The organism is Rhodoferax sp. LB1P47 (assembly GCF_056521445.1).
Genome location: NZ_JBWMAU010000001.1, coordinates 661953 through 680844 on the forward strand (window position 1 = coordinate 661953; position 18892 = coordinate 680844).

18 protein-coding genes are annotated in these 18892 nt (G+C 59.6%); 16 read left to right on the plus strand and 2 right to left on the minus strand.

Going from position 1 to position 18892, the window contains the following annotated elements; all coding sequences use genetic code 11:
* Positions 1-19 precede the first annotated feature (19 nt).
* The 15 genes from AC0969_RS03140 to AC0969_RS03210 all read left to right on the plus strand — a co-directional run bounded on the left by AC0969_RS03140 (position 20) and on the right by AC0969_RS03210 (position 15774).
* Complete coding sequence (locus AC0969_RS03140) at positions 20-5134, plus strand: pilus assembly protein (RefSeq protein WP_479622667.1); 5115 nt, start codon at positions 20-22, stop codon at positions 5132-5134.
* On the plus strand, positions 5131-5628 hold the full coding sequence (locus AC0969_RS03145; RefSeq protein WP_479622668.1) for a type IV pilin protein: 498 nt from the start codon (positions 5131-5133) through the stop codon (positions 5626-5628). Before AC0969_RS03140 ends, AC0969_RS03145 begins: the two co-directional genes overlap by 4 nt.
* Positions 5629-5904: 276 nt before the next feature.
* On the plus strand, positions 5905-6210 hold the full coding sequence (locus tag AC0969_RS03150; protein WP_479622669.1) for a hypothetical protein: 306 nt from the start codon (positions 5905-5907) through the stop codon (positions 6208-6210).
* Positions 6211-6290: 80 nt separating this feature from the next.
* A complete protein-coding gene (locus tag AC0969_RS03155) occupies positions 6291-7214 on the plus strand; it encodes a glycosyltransferase family 2 protein (RefSeq protein WP_479622670.1) in 924 nt (307 codons plus the stop codon).
* 80 nt (positions 7215-7294) lie between these two features.
* Entirely contained in the window at positions 7295-8407 is a 1113-nt protein-coding gene (gene ribD / locus AC0969_RS03160) for a bifunctional diaminohydroxyphosphoribosylaminopyrimidine deaminase/5-amino-6-(5-phosphoribosylamino)uracil reductase RibD (protein ID WP_479622671.1), read from the plus strand.
* Between the two features lie 148 nt (positions 8408-8555).
* Entirely contained in the window at positions 8556-9692 is a 1137-nt protein-coding gene (ribBA, locus tag AC0969_RS03165; protein ID WP_479622672.1) for a bifunctional 3,4-dihydroxy-2-butanone-4-phosphate synthase/GTP cyclohydrolase II, read from the plus strand.
* Positions 9693-9709: 17 nt separating this feature from the next.
* Positions 9710-10186, plus strand: a complete 477-nt coding sequence (gene ribH, locus AC0969_RS03170; protein ID WP_479622673.1) for a 6,7-dimethyl-8-ribityllumazine synthase — start codon at positions 9710-9712, stop codon at positions 10184-10186.
* Entirely contained in the window at positions 10183-10761 is a 579-nt protein-coding gene (nusB, locus tag AC0969_RS03175) for a transcription antitermination factor NusB (protein WP_479622674.1), read from the plus strand. Before ribH ends, nusB begins: the two co-directional genes overlap by 4 nt.
* 11 nt (positions 10762-10772) lie before the next feature.
* The gene (locus AC0969_RS03180; RefSeq protein ID WP_479622675.1) at positions 10773-11972 is read left to right on the plus strand and encodes a pyridoxal phosphate-dependent aminotransferase; all 1200 of its coding nucleotides are present in this window, start codon (positions 10773-10775) and stop codon (positions 11970-11972) included.
* Positions 11965-12366 carry a tol-pal system-associated acyl-CoA thioesterase gene (gene ybgC / locus AC0969_RS03185; RefSeq protein ID WP_479622676.1) on the plus strand — a complete coding sequence of 134 codons (402 nt, stop codon included), beginning with the start codon at positions 11965-11967 and terminating at the stop codon, positions 12364-12366. The genes AC0969_RS03180 and ybgC overlap by 8 nt, the downstream gene beginning before the upstream one ends.
* Positions 12363-13052, plus strand: coding sequence for a protein TolQ (tolQ, locus tag AC0969_RS03190; RefSeq protein ID WP_479622677.1), 690 nt, complete (start codon positions 12363-12365; stop codon positions 13050-13052). Before ybgC ends, tolQ begins: the two co-directional genes overlap by 4 nt.
* Before the next feature lies 1 nt (position 13053).
* The gene (gene tolR / locus AC0969_RS03195; RefSeq protein ID WP_479622678.1) at positions 13054-13473 is read left to right on the plus strand and encodes a protein TolR; all 420 of its coding nucleotides are present in this window, start codon (positions 13054-13056) and stop codon (positions 13471-13473) included.
* Between the two features lie 8 nt (positions 13474-13481).
* Positions 13482-14498, plus strand: a complete 1017-nt coding sequence (tolA, locus tag AC0969_RS03200; RefSeq protein ID WP_479622679.1) for a cell envelope integrity protein TolA — start codon at positions 13482-13484, stop codon at positions 14496-14498.
* Between the two features lie 20 nt (positions 14499-14518).
* Positions 14519-15214 (plus strand): fumarylacetoacetate hydrolase family protein, encoded by a 696-nt coding sequence (locus AC0969_RS03205; RefSeq protein WP_479622680.1) that lies wholly within the window; start codon positions 14519-14521, stop codon positions 15212-15214.
* A gap of 5 nt (positions 15215-15219) precedes the next feature.
* The gene (locus tag AC0969_RS03210; protein WP_479622681.1) at positions 15220-15774 is read left to right on the plus strand and encodes an NUDIX hydrolase; all 555 of its coding nucleotides are present in this window, start codon (positions 15220-15222) and stop codon (positions 15772-15774) included.
* On the opposite strand, the gene AC0969_RS03215 is transcribed toward AC0969_RS03210, so the two are convergent.
* Positions 15771-16340, minus strand: coding sequence for a lytic transglycosylase domain-containing protein (locus AC0969_RS03215; RefSeq protein WP_479622682.1), 570 nt, complete (start codon positions 16338-16340; stop codon positions 15771-15773). The genes AC0969_RS03210 and AC0969_RS03215 overlap by 4 nt on opposite strands.
* A 64-nt stretch (positions 16341-16404) precedes the next feature.
* Entirely contained in the window at positions 16405-18156 is a 1752-nt protein-coding gene (locus AC0969_RS03220; protein ID WP_479622683.1) for a proline--tRNA ligase, read from the minus strand.
* A 104-nt stretch (positions 18157-18260) separates the two neighbouring features.
* Here AC0969_RS03220 and AC0969_RS03225 point away from each other — a divergent pair, with 104 nt between their 5' ends.
* Entirely contained in the window at positions 18261-18890 is a 630-nt protein-coding gene (locus AC0969_RS03225) for an RNA pyrophosphohydrolase (RefSeq protein ID WP_479622684.1), read from the plus strand.
* Positions 18891-18892: the final 2 nt, after the last annotated feature.

Below are 18892 nucleotides of genomic sequence, written 5' to 3' on the forward strand. Positions count from 1 at the left end.
TTCCCAGGAGTACCGCACCATGAAAATCCCCCTCGTCTTTGCCAAGTGCCTGCTCATTGCAGCGCTGTGGATGCCCATGCTGCCTGCATGGGCCGATGCGGTTGCGGTGTCAACCCCGCAACCCGCCGTGCCACCCAACATCGTGACCAATGCCAATCGGCCAATGATGATGTTGGTGACATCCAAAGACCACACGCTGTTTAGCCCCATCTACACCGACTTTGAAGACATCAATGGAGATGGCGCGCTCGACACCACCTACCTGCCCAGCTTCAAGTACTACGGCTACTTTGACTCCACCAAGTGCTACGCCTATAGCACTGGCGACGCGAGGTTCAACCCGAGCGCCGCAGCGGACACCTCGTACACCTATACAAACCCCGCGACGGTCACGGTCCAAGGCTACTCGTGTAAAAGTAATACTGCCGGGCGCTGGAGCGGCAACTTCCTCAACTGGGCCACCATGTCGCGCTTGGATGTGATTCGCAAACTACTGTACGGAGGTAAGCGCTCCACAGACACGGCCACAACCACAGTGCTAGAGCGAGCCCCTTTGAGCATGGATTCGCATGGTTTTGTTAAGTACTACAAAGGCCTCGACATTGAACACTTCACCCCGTTCACAACATCCAATTTGACGAAAACTACCGGCTCCAATGCCACCACTGGTGGCGTAGGAACCTATGCCGGACTCAGCATCTGCAACCGCTCCAACAGCGATAGTGAAGGCGGTACGCCGTTGATGCTTCTGGCCAAAGGCAACTACAAACTTTGGGCCACTGTCGAAGGGCAGGCCTGCCAATGGGGGCCGGGTTCCGCCGCCGGCACCGCCACAGGCGGCGGCCAATTGGGGCCTAAACTGGCGAGATACTACAAAGATGAGCTTTACGGCAAAGGTGGCATTGCACATGAGGTGAATCGGCCCAGCACGGCCTCGGATGGGGCGCTAGGCAACGCCTCTGAACTAACCGTCCGTGTGGCTGTGTGCGTTGCCAATCTGCTCGACACCAAGTACTGCCGTAGCTATGCGTCCAGCAGCAAACCCGAGGGTTTGCTGCAAGAGTTTGGCTTGCCCAGTGCCACCTCCACCACGGCCCGCACTGAATTCGGCATGATCAGTGGCAGCTACGACAAGAACATCACCGCCGGGGCTCTGCGTCGCAACATTGGCGATATGCGCGACGAGGTCAATACGACCACGGGCGTTTTTTGCCATGCAACCAGCAGTGGCTGCACCACGCTGGCAGACACACGCACCACAGGCACCGGTGCCATCAAGGCTATGGACAACATTGTTTTATACGGTAAAACGACGAGCAGCTACCCCGGTGCCTCGACGACCCTACCGAGTGAGTTGACCGACGGCACCTTTCCTGCCTGGGGCAACCCGATCGGTGAAATGATGGTGCAGGCCCTGAAGTATTACGCGGGTGCGACCAGCACCAATCCAGGCAGCACCACCAACGATACCGCCAAGGGCTTGCCCGTCGCCACTTGGCGCGACCCATTGAGCGACACCGGCAGCATTAATGCAGCCCGTAAAACACTGTACGGCCGCAACATCTGCCGGCCCTTGAACGTGCTTGCACTGTCCAGCAGTGCACTGAGCTTTGACCAGGGTGCCGACACCCAGTTTGCCGACTTGCCCAATCGGGAATCGCAAACCCTGTCGAACTTCACCGACACCATCGGGGTGATGGAGGGCATTAAGGGAACTTCACGCTCGGTGGCCGCAACTTCTGGCACCTTGGCTACGGCAGACACCGTAGCCGCAGGCTGCTCAGCCAAAACGGTCGATAGCCTCTCTTCGGTATTTGGTATTTGCCCCGAGGCACCCACCACCGCAGGCACCTACAAAGTGGCCGGTGCGGCTTTTTATGCCAACACCCACCGGGTGCGCGACACCACCAGCATGACGCTGCCCGTCGACTTGCCCAGCACCGCACTCAAGGTCAAAACCTACGCTGCCGCATTGACAGGCGGAGCCCCTGTGATCAAGGTGCCCGTTCCAAATTCGGGTACCCCTCCAAAATACGTCTATATCACACCAGAGGCACTTGGTGCCACCTCAGACCGACTCGGAGTACGCATGCCTATGTCGGTGCTCACGTTTGATGCAATCGCCGCCTCACCCACTGGGGTGTTGCCGTGGGCCACCTTTTTGGTGACCTGGAATAACCGCACATTTGGCGGCGACTACGACATGGATATTGCGGGATTTTTACGCTATGACGTGGCGGTGACAACCACCGGTTCACCTTCTGGCTATGACATCAAAATCAGTACCGATATCGTCAACGTGGGCATGGGCTCTATGGGAGCCTATGGCTTTAGTGTGATTGGAACCAATAACGACGGACGCCTGCTGACCCACCGCCACATGGTTACAGCCGACTATGACAACGCCCTGCTTGCCACTGGCGGAAATACCAGGGCTGCTGGCTACCAGTGTGGCGAAGCCGCTTATTTGGCCTCGAACAACAATGGAGACCAGGGTGCATGCAAGGTCGCATCGGACAGCAATACCGTGTATGACGCAAATTACCTGAAGACAAGCACCCTCCAAATGCTGGGGGCCACCGACATCACGCTCCAAGACCCACTTTGGTACGCCGCCAAATACGGCAGTTTCAGCTCTGAGAACTACGTCTACAACAGTGCATCCACCACACCCTTGACCATCGCAAGCTACGACGCGGTTAAAACCGACGGCAGTGCTGGGCAAGATGACACACCCGATGGTTACTTTTTGGCCCGCCGCCCCGACCTGCTGGAAGACCAGCTGCGCCGCGCGCTCGACAGCCTGACCAAACAAGCCAACGCAGCCCCTGCATCTAGCGGCCCAGAACTCGATGGCGGAAGCTTCAACTACAAAGTAAGTTTTGATTCAGGAAAAGTGACCGGCAACCTCGAAGCCTACCCATTTATCGACTCTGATGAGGGTGGTAACTTTGCAACAGAGCCCAGTTTGCGCGCCGGGCAACTGCTGCGCACACGCACCAGCGGCACCGACGGCAGCTCAGGCGATAAAGGCAACTCACGGGTCATCATCACCAACCTGGGTAACCGAACCACCAGCGCCACCGCACCCGCCATCCCATTCCGGTGGAGCGCCACCGAACCCAACATATTGCCCGCAGGCTACAAAACACTGCTCACGACCAGTAGCACCAACACACTGACCGAGGCAAACGCCCAGCGCCTGGTGCAGTACATGCGGGGCGACCAGTCACTAGAGAACGCCTCGACCGGCTTGCGCGTGCGCGGAGACAACATGCTGGGCCCCATCGTCAACTCGACCCCGTGGATGCAGAACCCGCCCCAGGCCAACTTTTTAATCAACCAATCGCCCGGATACGCAAATTTTTCGTCCAAACGCACAACCCGCCCGCAACTGCTGTGGGTGGCAGCCAATGACGGCATGATGCACGCATTTGACCCCAGTACGCTTGCCGAAAAGTTTGCCTATGTCCCGGGTATGGTGGCCAACCGGCTGGCCGAAATCCCCATGCAACGCGGCGGCACGGGGCGCACCTCGGTCACCATCGGCACCACCACAAGTAACTTCACGCAAGACACCTCCGAAAACAAACCCGATGCCAACGGCACTGTGTGGCCGTATGTAGACGGCAACCCTTTTACCGCCGATGTCAAACTGGGTATCACCACCGGCATCAATACCGCCACAGAAAACGGTACCTGGGCAACCTACCTGTTTAGCACCCTGGGACGTGGTGGACGTGGCGTATTTGCGCTAGACGTATCGGGCTCCGAGAACTCGGCCTCATGGAGCAGCCTGAACGAGGGCAGCGCCAATACACTTTTCAAGTGGCAGTTCAGCGCAGACGACGACATTCAAACCGGTGAAACCGTGAGCGACCTGGGCTATGTAGTGGGAGACATCGGCATCAATGGCAACAGCGGCCAGGCCAGCCCGGTGGTGAAATTGAACAACGGAAAATTTGCGCTGCTACTCAACAATGGTGTGAAGTCCGCCAGCGGCAAGGCGGCGCTCTACCTGTTGTTTGTCGATGGCCCTGACTCCAGTACCGGAAAGTGGAACCGCATTAGTTCGACCAGCACAACAGGCCAGTACGTCAAGATCGTGGCAGCCGAGGCCCCTACCGATGGCACCAAAAATGGCCTCGCGACCCCTTTGTGGATTGACCGAGACGGCAACGGTACCGCCGATGTGGTGTACGCAGGCGACCTCAAGGGCAATATGTGGAAGTTCGACATCAGCAGCACCAACGCCGTGAATTGGAAGGTCGCTTACAAAACGGCGGACGGGATCACCAACCGCCCCTTGTTCACGGCGCAATATCCTGGAACAGGCAATAGCGCAGCTACCCCGCTGGCCATCACCACGGCACCCGAATACGTATATCCGGCTTTTGACGGCCTGATCATCAATTTCGGCACTGGCAATGCGTTTGAAACCGGAGATTTCCCTATCAAAGGCACGGTCAAGCAGCGTTTCTATGGTGTGTGGGACAACCCCTCGTTTGCCAATGTCACCACTGGCACCGGCCCCATGATTCCGGCCAACGCCACGACCCTGGTGCAGCGCACCTATGCGCGCAATGCCACCACCGGCAACGTGACGGTCACGGCCGACAGTACAGACACATCAGGCACCCAAACCTTCACGCCTATCGAATGGGGTAACCAGGATGGCTGGTATTTCAATTTACCCGATTCGCTGACCACTGGCGAAGCCGTGCTGACATCGCCCGACCTACAGGCTGGCTTTTTGGTATTCACCAGCGTGCGCTCAAAAATCGGCAGTGACAACTGCAACAACGATCCTGACAGTACCCTGTTCACGATTGACCCCATTGCCGGCCGCACGACCCGCAGCGGGCTTACCGTAGATGGCGCAGCAGTTGCCGGTATATCCATCCCCGGCCAAAAATTTGTGATTTTGAACAACGCCACATCGTCCCTCAAATACTCGACACCTTGCACCAACGGAACTGCGGGTTGCGTCAACGGCAAAAAGCAAAGCACTATCGCGAATGACCAGGTGTGCAAAGCCGTGATCACAGGCTCCGGCAAGACTGCCGACCTGTGCTACAACCCGCTGGGCCGCGTTCAGTGGCGCGAAATTCCTGGACTAAGGAGCACCCAATGATGAAACCCCAAGCCCAGCGTGGCTTCACCCTGATCGAATTGATGATTACAGTCGCGGTGGTCGGCATACTCGCCGCCATCGCACTCCCCAGTTACACCGAGTACATAGCACGGAGCCGGCGCACCGAAGCTCAAACCGTTCTACTGGCTGGCCAGCAGTGGATGGAGCGGTTTTATTCTGAAAACTACCGTTATGACCAAAATAGCGCGGGTACAGCGGTCACCGATGCCAGCCAGTTTCCCTCACACTTCAGTACCTCACCCGTACCTGGCCAAGGTGCGGCCTTGTATGCAATTACGGTCAGCAACGCCGCATCCAGCCCCCGCGACAACTACACCATCACCGCTGCACGCAAAAGTTCCGCAGGCATGGCCACAGACCGCTGCGGCAACATGACAGTCGACCACCTAGGTCGACGCAGTCTTGTGAACGACACTTACACCGCCGCCGCAGGTGCAACAAAAGCCGCCGCGATCGCCTACTGCTGGAAATAGGCAAGGCAATCCACTGCTGTGTATAGAGGTAAATTTTGGTGGGCAGTTACAGGCTCGGTCGGGCTACACACTGCTCTGCTCTGGATAGGTTGGCAGCAAACATCGCCTGTTAAAGCCAACACAGCACCTCTGCTGGTAGTACGCGCGAGCTTGGTGTCAGCACCCACTCAGATCGCATTAACAGCCCCCTCGCAGCCCGACGAGCCGCCTCCGCCTATCGAGTCCGCACAACCCTCCAAGCAAATCACGGCACCTATGCCCACAGAGCCCACGGGCTTGAACCAAGACCCTACAGAATATCTTCCGATCGAATCCGTAGACCAACCCGCATCGCCCAATGACGACTGGGCCATTGACACGGAAGTTTTGCCCCGAGGGTACTCCATGCGGATACTATTAAAACTATGGATTTCCTCCAGTGGTCAGCTCGACCACTGGGAGTTTGAGGTTGAACCGCACAACGAAGCGCTGGCACTAAAGGCATTGCACCAGCTAGATCAAGCACGCATTCAGCCCGCTCAACTCAATAACATAGCCGTTGCCAGCTTTCGTCAGCTTGAAGTATTTATAAGCAGAGACTAGTAAAGTCATAAAATAGCTTAAATTCCGCATAAATTTAAACAATAAAAATTGATATACATAATCACACAGAAAGAAGTCAATTGCTCACTGTCATTTTTTCCAGCTTAAATGGCGAAAAAACGCTAGCATCAACCCTAGCTGCATTCTGCAATGTAAAAGAACCCAACGGGGGTTGGAAATTAATAGGGGTTGACAATGGAAGCACTGACTCCACCGCAGAGATCATGCACTCCTTTAAAGAAAAATTACCTCTACAGATTATTTTTGTTCCAATTCGTGGAAAAAATAATGCATTAAACGAGGCCCTAAAATATACAGAAGGAAATTTGATTGTATTTACGGATGACGACACCATCCCTGACCCCGACTGGCTCTGCCAACTACGCATTCAAGCAGACAACAATCCAGAATATGACTTATTTGGTGGCAATATTCTACCCCACTGGCCTCGAAAACCAGATGCATGGATATTGCGCCATGTGCCATTAGGCATGGTCTTTGCATTATCACCTACCCACTTAGAAACAGGCCCCGTTAACAATGGCTATGTATGGGGCCCTAATATGGCGATTCGCACAAGCATCTTTAATTCAGGCCTTAAATTCAACACCAAATTTGGGCCTGATGGAAGCAACATCTACGCTATGGGATCCGAATCCGAACTTACATCAAGATTGGCCAGAAATAATGTAAAGTCGTGGTTTTGCAAAGAAGCAAAAGTACTCCACATCATCAGAGAAAACCAAATGGAGAAATCTTGGATATTGCAAAGATTTTTTAGAAATGGTCGATCATTCCAATTATCAAAAAATCACCGCGCCACCGATAACCCGAAAATATTGGGAGTCGAGCGCTGGATGTACAAAAAACTAGTCAATAGCTACATAAAAATAATAGCGTTAAAAATTCTCGGAAAAACAGATCAAATATTCATTGAAGAACAATCCTACTACCGCACCAAGGGAATGATCTACCAATCAAAAATACTATCCAAAAACATATAATTTATTGGGTATTATCGAAAACCGAAGGCATGCAAAACCACACTTGCATTGGCCGCACACCACTACCAAGGCTTGGCAACGTGACTGAATCTCAAGATGCCCTGCGCATCAAAATAGCCATCAACCTCGCCACCCAAGCCCGCTTGCTCGCCCCACCCAATCCCGCCGTAGGCTGCGTCCTCATGGATGCGGCAGGCAACATTCTCGGCACCGGCCACACCCAGCGCGTAGGCGGCCCGCACGCAGAAGTCATGGCCTTGCGCGATGCCGCTGCCAATGGCCACAGCACCCAAGGGGCCACCGCCTACGTCACCCTGGAACCCTGCTCCCACCAGGGCCGCACCGGCCCCTGCTGCGATGCACTCATCCATGCGGGAATCCGCAAAGTTGTGGCCTCCATCGCCGACCCCAACCCGCTGGTGGCGGGTAACGGCTTTGCCCGCCTGCGCGCTGCCGGGGTGGACGTGGAAATCGGCCCCGGCGCGGCCGAAGCGCGCGAGCTCAACCTAGGCTTCTTCAGCCGCATGGTGCGCAAAACCCCTTGGGTGCGCATGAAAATCGCCGCCTCGCTCGACGGCCGCACCGCCTTGGCCGATGGCCGCAGCCAGTGGATCACCTCCCCCGCCGCCCGGGCCGACGGCCATGCATCCCGGGCCCGCGCCTGTGCGGTGTTGACCGGCATAGGCACGCTGCTGAAAGACAGCCCCACGCTGGATGCACGGCTGGCCAATACCCCCCGGCAACCGCATCTGGTGGTGGTAGACAGCCGCCTGGATACGCCAACCGATGCTCCTATTTTTATAGCTGGACGCGCAGTATATATATGCACTAACAGCCAAAATGATGTAAAAAAACAGGCCTTGGAAGCTGTGGGAGCCACCGTACTCTATCTCCCTGGATCGGCAGGCCGGGTAGATTTGCGTGCCATGCTGCAAGAGCTGGCCCGGCGCGAGATCAACGAAGTGCATGTCGAAGCGGGCCAGACCCTCAACGGCGCTCTGATCCAGGCCGAATTGGTAGACGAATTTCTGGTCTATCTGGCCCCCAAACTCATCGGCCCGGGTTTGGATATGGCCCGGCTGCTGCCGCTGGCAGGCCTGCCGGATGCCGTGCCGCTGGTGTTCACCTCGGCCAGCATGGTCGGCCCAGACCTGCGCATCACGGCACGCATCCCCGGCCGCGACCAGTTCTGACCAGTTCTGAGGCCTGCCTTCGCAAAGCAAAGCCCTCGGCAATTGCGACGATAATGACCGGTTTTGTAGCGCTTTACCGCCCCCTCTGTGCGCCCGCCCCTGTGCGCTGCGGGCAACTCTGCCGCTACGGCTTTCCAAATTGGCCCTTATGACATCGCCCACCCCTCTCCAGCCGGTCTCCACATCGCCTATCTCCCCCGTCGAAGACATCGTGGCGGACATGCGCGCTGGGCGCATCGTGATCCTGGTCGATGAAGAAGACCGCGAAAACGAAGGTGATCTGGTCATCGCCGCCGACCACATCACGGCAGAGAGCATCAACTTCATGGCCCGCTACGCACGCGGTCTGATCTGCCTGACCCTGTCGCGCGCGCTGTGCGAACGCCTGCAACTGCCGCCTATGGTGGCCCGCAACGGCGCCAAACACGCCACCGCGTTTACCGTTTCCATCGAAGCCGCCGAGGGCGTGACCACCGGCATCTCCGCCGCCGACCGCGCCCGCACTGTGCAAGCAGCCGTTGCCCCTAATGCTGTCGCCGCCGACCTGGTGCAGCCCGGCCACATCTTCCCGCTGCAAGCGGTAGACGGCGGCGTGCTGATGCGCGCCGGCCATACCGAAGCCGGTTGCGACTTGGCGGTAATGGCCGGTTGCAGCGCCGCGTCGGTGATTTGCGAAGTAATGAACGACGACGGCACCATGGCCCGCCTGTCGGACCTGCAAATCTTTGCCGCCCAGCACGGCCTGAAGATCGGCACCATCGCCGACCTGATCGCATACCGCAGCCGCAATGAATCGCTGATCGAAAAAATAGGCAGCCGCCAGATTGAAACCGCCTGTGGCACATTCACCGCCCACGCCTTCCGCGACAAGCCCAGCCAAGGCGTGCACCTGGCGCTGGTCAAAGGCAGCTGGCAGCCCGACGACACCGTGCCCACCCGCGTGCACGAGCCGCTGTCGGTGCTCGACGTGTTGGAAGTCCACCGCAGCCTGCACTCATGGAGTTTGGATGCCAGCCTGCGCCACATTGCCACCCAGGGCCAGGGCGTGGCCGTGCTGCTCAATTGCGGCGAAAGCGCCGCCGAGCTGCTAGCCCAATTTGACGGCACCGCCCGCCCGGCCCAGGCCCCCGAACGCGGCCAAATGGACCTGCGCACCTACGGCATTGGCGCGCAGATTCTGCTGGCCTGCGGCGTGCGCAAAATGCAGCTCATGGGCAGCCCACGCCGCAGTCCCGGCCTGACAGGCTACGGGCTGGAAACCGTTGGCTACCTGTCGCCTCAATAAGAACACAAGGAAACCATATGCAGGACGCAAACCAAGGCAAATTTACCGCCCAAGATCCCCGCATGGACGGCAGCAAGCTGCGCATCGCCATCGTGCAGGCCCGCTTCAATGAGAACATCACCAACGCCCTGGCCACTGCCTGCAAAGCCGAGCTGATAGCCCTGGGCGTACAGGCTGCCAACATCCAGCACCTGCAAGTGCCCGGCGCTTTAGAGGTGCCACTGGCCCTGCAAGCGCTGGCCGAAACCGAGCAATTTGACGCGATGGTGGCCCTGGGCTGCATCATCCGGGGCGAAACCTACCACTTCGAGTTGGTCGCCAACGAATCCGGCAGCGCCGTCACCCGCATTGGGTTGGACTACCAAATCCCGATCGCCAACGCCATCATCACAACCGAAAACCTGGCGCAAGCCGTGGCCCGCCAAACCGACAAGGGCACAGACGCTGCCCGTGTCGCGGTGGAAATGGCCAATTTACTAGAGCAATTGGCATGACCAACCCCGATACCCCCTCCTCCCCATCCGCCCCCTCCACCGCACCCAAGCGCCCCCGCCAGTCCCGTACCGGCCTCACCGACACCGGCGTGCGCAAAGCCTCCGCCAAGTCGGACCGCAGCCGGGCCCGCGAATTCGCCTTGCAAGCGCTCTACCAGCACATCGTGGGCCGCAACGATGCCGAGTCCATTGACCACTTCACCCGCGACCTGGCCGGTTTCCACAAGGCCGATTCGGTGCATTTTGATGCGCTGCTGCACGGCTGCATCGAACAATCGGCCGAGCTGGACGCACTCATCCTGCCCCTGCTAGACCGCAACCTGCAAGAGATCTCACCCGTCGAGCGCTCGGTGATGTGGATTGGCGTGTACGAAATGCGCAACTGCCTGGATGTGCCTTGGCGCGTGGTCTTGAACGAATGCATTGAGCTAGCCAAAGAGTTTGGCGGCACCGACGGCCACAAATACGTCAACGGCATCTTGAACGGCCTGGCCCCCAGCCTGCGCGCTGCCGAAGTGCAAGCCGACAAGGCAGGCAAAGTAGGCAAAACCCACACCGACAACACGCCAAAATAAGGCCCCACCGCATGCGGATCTCTCGGCGCGCACAGGCCATCGAGCCCTTTTACGTGATGGAGGTGGCCAAGGCCGCGTCCGAGTTGGCGCAAAAAGTCGCCCACACCGACCGGCCCGTGGTGTTTTTGAACATCGGCGAGCCCGACTTCACCGCCCCGCCGCTGGTGCAAGCCGCCGCCATCCAGGCCATCCACAACGGCAGCACCCAGTACACCCAGGCCACCGGCCTGCTGGCCCTGCGCGAACGCATCAGCGCCTGGTACGCCAACCGTTTTGGTGTAGACGTACCGGCCAGCCGCATCGTGGTGACCGCCGGGGCATCGGCCGCACTGCAACTCGCCTGCCTGGCGTTGATTGACGCGGGCGACGAAATCTTGATGCCCGACCCCAGCTACCCCTGCAACCGGCATTTCGTGTCGGCAGCCGATGGCAAGGCGGTGCTACTGCCCACCACCGCTGCCGACCGCTACCAGCTCAGTGCCGACATGGTGGCCGCCGCCTGGACGCCCAAAACCCGGGGCGTACTGCTGGCATCGCCCTCCAACCCCACCGGCACCTCCATTGCCCCGGCCGTGCTGCGCGACATCCACAGCGTGGTGCAGTGGCACGGCGGCATCACCCTGGTGGACGAAATCTACCTGGGCCTGAGCCATGACGACCGGTTTGGCCAGACTGCTCTGGCCATCGACGACCAGATCATCAGCATCAACAGCTTCAGCAAATACTTCCACATGACCGGCTGGCGGCTCGGCTGGTTGGTGCTGCCCGAGGCGCTGGTGCCGGTGGTGGAACGGATTGCGCAAAACCTGTTTATCTGCCCCAGCACCATCGCCCAACACGCGGCGCTGGCCTGCTTTGAAGACAGCAGCATCGCCGAGTTCGAGCGCCGCCGGGCCGAGTTCAAAGCCCGGCGCGACTACTTCATCCCGGCCCTGAATGATCTTGGATTTTTAGTACCCGAAATGCCAGATGGCGCTTTCTATGCCTGGGCAGACTGCTCTGCTATTTGTAGCAAATTAGGGATCCAAGACAGCTGGGATCTGGCATACCAAATCCTGCACCGCGCCCACGTGGCCGTGACCCCGGGCCGCGACTTCGGCACGGCCGACACGCACAAATTTCTGCGCTTTTCCACCGCCAGTTCGATGGACAACCTGCACACCGCCATCGCCCGCTTGCACACCATGTTGAATGAACCCTCCCATGCTTAACACCACCTTTACCCACCCCATCCGCGTCTACTGGGAAGACACCGATGCCGGTGGCATCGTCTTCTACGCCAACTACCTGAAGTTCTTTGAACGCGCCCGCACCGAATGGCTGCGCTCGCTGGGCATCCACCAAAGTACCTTGAAAGACAGCAGCGGCGGCATGTTCGTGGTGGCCGAAACCACGGTGAAATACCTGCGCTCGGCCCGGCTGGACGACCAACTCATGGTGACCGCCCGGTTGGAACACATCGGCCGCTCCACACTCACCATCGCACAACGAGCCTTGATCGGCGATGCCGTGCTCTGCGAAGGCAGCATCCGCCTGTGCTGGGTGCGCTACGACACCCTCAAATCCGACCGTATCCCGGCCGCTCTTTTAGAAATTCTGCAATGACCCAAGACCTGTCAATCTGGACTATGGTGCTGAACGCCAGCATCGTGGTGCAACTGGTGATGCTGCTGCTGGTGGCGGTGTCCATTTCCAGCTGGGCGGCGATTTTTCGCAAGCTGTTTGCACTCAGTAAGGTCAAGGCGCTGAATGAGACCTTTGAGCGCGACTTCTGGTCCGGCACCAGCCTGAACGACCTGTTCAACAGCGCCGCACGCAACGCCCAAAACGGGCAAGACGCCGGCCCGATGGAGCGCATTTTTGCCAGCGGCATGCGCGAATACCAAAAACTGCGCGAACGCCGTATCACCGACCCCGGCACCCTGATGGACGGCGCCCGCCGCGCCATGCGTGCCAGCTACCAGCGCGAGATGGACGAGATCGAGTCCAGCCTGTCCTTCCTGGCCTCGGTCGGCTCAGTGTCGCCTTACGTGGGCCTGTTTGGCACGGTCTGGGGCATCATGCACGCCTTCACCGGGCTGGCCAGCATGCAGCAGGTGACCCTGGCCACAGTGGCCCCCGGCATTGCCGAGGCGCTGGTGGCCACCGCCATCGGTCTGTTCTCGGCGATTCCGGCCGTGGTGGCCTACAACCGGTTTGCCCGCGAAATCGACCGCACCGCCATCCGGCTGGAGACGTTCATGGAAGAGTTCTCCAACATCCTGCAACGCAACGTAGCCGGACAAAACTAACATGGCCAGCATGGTGTCACGGGGGCGCGGACGGCGCACCATCAACGAGATCAACATGGTGCCCTTCATCGACGTGATGCTGGTGCTGCTGATCATCTTCATGGTCACCGCGCCCATGATCACGCCCAGCGTGGTGGATCTGCCCAGCGTGGGCAAAGCAGGCAAGCAGCCCGACCGGGTGATCCAGATCGTCATCGCCAAAGACGAATCGCTGGAGCTCACGCAAAAAAGTAAAACCACCAAGCTCAACAAAAATGATGTTGCCAGCGCCGTCAAAACCGCGCAAAACGGCGATGCCAGCGTGCCAGTGGTCATCAGCGCCGACCGCAACGTCAAGTACGAGTCGGTAGTCAAGGTGATGGACACCTTGCAGCGCGCCGGTATCCAGCGCGTCGGCCTATCGGTTCAGCTCGGTAAATAAAGCACTCCATGCACGCAGCCCAGGACACGCTTAACCTCAACCCGCCCCCGCCACCCGGCATGGTGCGGGCAGTCGGTCTGGCCCTGTTGGCCCACGGCCTGCTGCTGGTGGCGTTGGTCATCAACGTACAGTGGAAGCAGACCGAAAGCACTTCGGTGGAGGCAGAGCTCTGGTCGTCCTCGGTACAAATGGCCGCGCCCAAAGCGGTGGAAACAGAGGACGTGCCCCCGCCCCCGCCACCACCGGTTGAAGCCCCCCGCCCGGTGCCCGCACCGCCCCCACAACCCGTGGCCAAGGTCCAACCGCCCGCGCCCGACGTAAAAGATGCCGACATCGCTCTGGAGCGCGCCAAAAAGAAACGCGAGGCCGAAAAGTTGGAACAGGCTCTGCAAGAGAAAATCGAGAAAGCCGAAAAGGCCAAGCGCGACAAGCTCGACAAAGAAAAAGCCCTGAAGGCCCAAAAAGCGGAAGAAGCCGAAAAAGAAGCCGAAAAAAAACGCGCCGACGACAAGCGCGCCAAAGACAAAAAAGCCGCCCAAGAGAAGCAAGACGCGCTGGACAAAAAAGCCAAGGCGACGCAGGACGCAAAAGACGCAGCGAAAGACGCGGCCAAGGAGGCGGCACAAAAATCGCAGGCCCTGGCGGATGCCAAAGCCCAGGCGGCCCAGCGTGCCGACAACCTGAAGCGCATGGCGGGCATGGCCGGAGCCACCGGCGGGGCCAACGCCACGGGCAGCGCGCTGCAATCCAGCGCCCCGTCCAGCGGCTACGGCGGTAAGGTCAGCGCCAAGGTCAAGCCCAACATCGTGTTTCCCGACAACTTTGATGGCAACCCGGCCGCCGAGGTCGAAGTGCGTTCGGCCTCTGACGGCAGCATCCTGAGCCGTAAGCTGGTCAAATCCAGCGGCAACAAAGCCTGGGACGATGCCGTACTCAAAGCCATCGACAAAACCGAAACCATGCCCCGCGATACCGATGGCCGGGTGCCGTCGCCGATGATCCTGACCTTCCGCCCCATCAACTAAACCACTCCAAAGAAGCCCGTATGGACTACGTTGTCACGCCCCCCGCTGTCGTCTCCGTCCCCGTCATCGGCCAAACGGCCCGCTTCCCCGTGCACCGCATCTATTGCGTGGGCCGCAACTACGCCGAGCACGCCAAGGAAATGGGTTTCACCGGCCGCGAGCCACCGTTTTTCTTCATGAAACCGGCCGATGCCGTGGTGGCCGTCGATGCCGGGCAGACCGGCACCATCGACTACCCCTCGCTGACCAACAACCTGCACCACGAGATCGAGCTGGTGGTAGCCATTGGCAAGGGCGGCAAAAACATCGCCGCTGCCGATGCCCACCAGCACATATACGGCTATGCCGTGGGCCTGGACATGACCCGCCGCGACCTGCAAAACGAGATGAAAAAGCAAGGCCGCCCCTGGTGCATCGGCAAAGCATTTGAACAATCGGCCCCCATCGGCCCCATTACTCCAGCAGCACTGGCGGGTGACGTGGAGCGCGCCGAAATCGCCCTGCAAGTCAACGGCCAAGACCACCAACGCAGCAGCGTGGCCCAGCTGATCTGGAGCATTGCCGAGACCATAGCCCACCTGTCTGCCGCCTGGGAGCTGCAACCCGGCGACCTGGTCTACTCCGGCACGCCCGAAGGCGTGGGCCCGGTGGTGCGCGGCGACCTGCTGGTGGGTAGCGTGGCCGGACTGGAACCCCTGACCGTGCGCATCGTCTAGCCGCCATGCACCGCAGCCCCATCAAATTCTGCAAAGACTGCGGCGCGGCCGTGGTCTACCGCGTGCCAGACGACGGCGACACCAAGCTGCGGGCGGTCTGCCCCGCCTGCCACGCCGTGCACTACGAGAACCCGCTCAACGTGGTGGGCACCGTGCCGCACTGGGGCGAAACGGGGGAGCAAGTGCTGCTGTGCAAGCGCAACATCGAGCCACGCTTCGGCAAATGGACCCTGCCCGCAGGCTTTATGGAGCTGGGCGAAAGCACTGCCGATGGGGCCGCCCGCGAGACGGTGGAAGAAGCCGGTGCGCAGTTTGAAATGCAGGAGCTGTTCAGCGTGATGAGCGTCATCCACGTCGGCCAGGTACATCTGTACTACCGCGCCAGATTGCTCAGCGAAGTATTCGATCCCGGCTTTGAAACCATCGAAGCCCGGCTGTTTACCGAGGCCGAAATCCCCTGGGACGAAATCGCCTTTCGCACCGTATCGCAAACCCTGAAGCACTACTTTGCCGACCGCCGAGCTGGCACCTATGGCTTGCACCACGAAAGCCTTTGTTAAGCGGAAAATTCCCAGTTGCGTTTAGCCCCCAGTACGGCATCCGGGTACGGCGCCTTACCCCGCGAGCCGTTGTAGCGGCCCAGGCCCAGGAACAGGTCGCCGCCCTCGCGGTCCAGGTAGTGGCGCAAGATCACACAGCCAAAGCGCAGATTGGTCTGCATATGGAACAACTTGGCCGCATCGCCGTCACCCAACACCCGGGTCCAAAACGGCATCACCTGGGTGTAGCCGCGCGCCCCCACGCTGCTCACGGCAAACTTGCGGAAATTGCTTTCCACCTGGATCAAACCCAGCACCAAGGCGGTGTCTAGCCCGGCCCGGCGGCTCTCGTACCACACGGTTTCCAAAAACTCCTTGCGCACCGGCCAGTCCGGCTTTTTAGTCCGCAAACGGTCGCTCATAGCCCCCAGCCAGCGCAGATAGGCCAGGCGCGCTTCGGTGTTGGAAAACTCCGGCACGGGCGGCGCGCCATTGTGTATGGCAGAAGCCAGGGCCCCGCGCACCGCATCGACCAAAGGTTCTTCCAGTTGGCCACCGGCCTGCGCAATCTCTACTTTTAATAGCACCCCAAGCAATCCCGCTGTGCGCAGGATGGCTTTTCTTCTATTAAAAATTGCGGAAGCCACCGGCTTAAGCGTGGGTCCCAAGACGCGCCTGCACAAACGCAAACACATCCGCCACCGCCACCTTGGTGGCTGCGGCATCGCGGCGGTACTGGTACTCGACCTGGCCGTCTTTCAGGCCCTTGTCGCCGATGGTCACACGGTGCGGCACGCCAATCAGTTCCCAGTCGGCAAACATCGCACCCGGGCGCTCGTTGCGGTCGTCCAGGATCACGTCCACACCCGCCGCCAGCAGCTCGGCATACAGAGTGTCGGCCGCCGCCTTCACGTCCGGGCTGCGGTCCGGGCTGATGGGGCACAGCACCACGGTGAACGGGGCCAGCGCGTCGGGCCAGATGATGCCGCGCGCGTCGTGGTTTTGCTCAATCGCCGCCGCAGGCAGGCGGGTAATGCCAATGCCGTAGCAGCCCATCTCCATGAACTGGGGCTTGCCGTTCACGTCCAAAAAGGTGGCATTCATCGCCTGGCTGTACTTGGTGCCCAGGTAAAAAACATGGCCGATTTCAATGCCGCGCTCGATGGCCAGCACGCCTTTACCGTCGGGGGATGCATCTCCTTCAACGATGTTGCGCAAGTCGGCCACTGCATCAGGCTCGGGCAGGTCGCGGCCCCAGTTCACGCCGGTGAAGTGGTAGTCGGCCTCGTTGGCACCGCAGACCCAGTCGGCCATCACGGCCACTTCGCGGTCTACCACCAGCTTGACGGGCAGCTTGGTGTTCAGCGGGCCCAGGTAGCCGGGCAGGCAGCCAAAATGCGCGTCGATCTCGGGGATAGAGGCAAAGCGGAAACCTTCGCCCAGGCCGGGCACTTTGCCGACCTTGATCTCGTTCATGGAATGGTCGCCACGCAGCAGCAGCAGCCAGACCTGCACCTTGACGACCTCGCCCTTGTCATTGAGCTGCTCGGTGGCCAGCACCAGCGACTTGACGGAATTCTTCAGCGGCAGGCCCAGGTACTCGGCCACGGCGGCGCAGGTGCTTTTGTCGGGCGTGGAAGTCTTGACCAGGGCTTGGCTGGCGGCAGCGCGCGGGGTCTGGGGGGCCAGGGCCTCGGCCTTTTCCATGTTGGCGGCGTAGTCGCTGGTGGGGCAGTAGACGATGGCATCTTCGCCGGTGGCGGCAATCACCTGGAACTCTTCACTCAGGTCGCCACCAATCGCACCACTGTCGGCGGCCACCGCACGGTAGGTCAGGCCAAAGCGGTCAAAAATCTTGCGGTAAGCCTGCGCCATGTTCTGGTAGCTGGCTTTGGCGGCATCCTGGTCGCGGTCAAAGCTGTAGGCATCCTTCATGGTGAATTCGCGGCCGCGCATCAGGCCAAAGCGGGGGCGGCGCTCGTCGCGGAACTTGGTCTGGATCTGGTACAGGTTCTTGGGCAGCTGCTTGTAGCTGCGGAATTCTTGCCGGGCGATGTCAGTGACCACTTCTTCGCTGGTGGGCTGCATCACGTAATCACGCTCGTGGCGGTCTTTGAAGCGCAGCATCTCGGGGCCCATCTTCTCGAAGCGGCCCGTCTCTTGCCACAGCTCGGCGGGCTGCACCACGGGCATGGCCAGCTCGATGGCACCGGCGCGGTTCATCTCTTCGCGCACGATGGCCTCGACCTTGCGGATCACCCGCAAACCCATCGGCATGTAGCTATAAATGCCAGCGCCCAGCTTCTTGACCATGCCCGCCCGCGTCATGAGCTGGTGGCTGACCACCTCGGCATCGGATGGCGCTTCTTTGAGCGTGGAAATGAGGAACTGGGAGGCTTTCATGGGCGATTTTCAGGGCTAGTGGGGAGGGGAAAAACAGACTGCATCGCTTGAACCACAGGCATCGCTGTGCATAATGGATGCAGTTTAAAAATTGGGGTTTGATTATGCTTGACCGCGAAGGCTTTAGGCCTAACGTCGGCATCATCCTGCTCAACCAGAGAAATCAGGTATTTTGGGGCAAACGCATTCGTACCCATTCCTGGCAGTTTCCGCAAGGTGGTATTGACCGGGGCGAAACCCCCGAGCAGGCCATGTTCCGCGAACTGCACGAGGAAGTAGGACTACATCCTGAGCATGTACGCGTTGTGGCCCGCACCCGTGACTGGTTGCGCTACGAGGTGCCGGACCGCTTCATCCGCAGGGATGCACGCGGCCACTACAAGGGCCAGAAACAAATCTGGTATTTACTGCAATTGGTCGGCCACGACTGGGATCTGAATCTGCGCGCCACCACCCATCCGGAGTTTGATGCCTGGCGTTGGAACGACTACTGGGTGCCGCTGGACGTGGTGGTGGAGTTCAAGCGTGGCGTGTATGAGATGGCGCTGACCGAGTTGTCACGCTTTCTACCGCGTTGCGACTACCGCAACCGCTTCTTGCGCAGCAATATGCGGGGTCGTGACGGGGAGCATCCCGATGGCTGTTTTGAAGAGGCGCACGGTGCGCATTTTGAGCTGCCACCAGGGGGTACGTTTGACCCGGATCCGCAACCCAACCACCCCACCGTTCCCTAAGA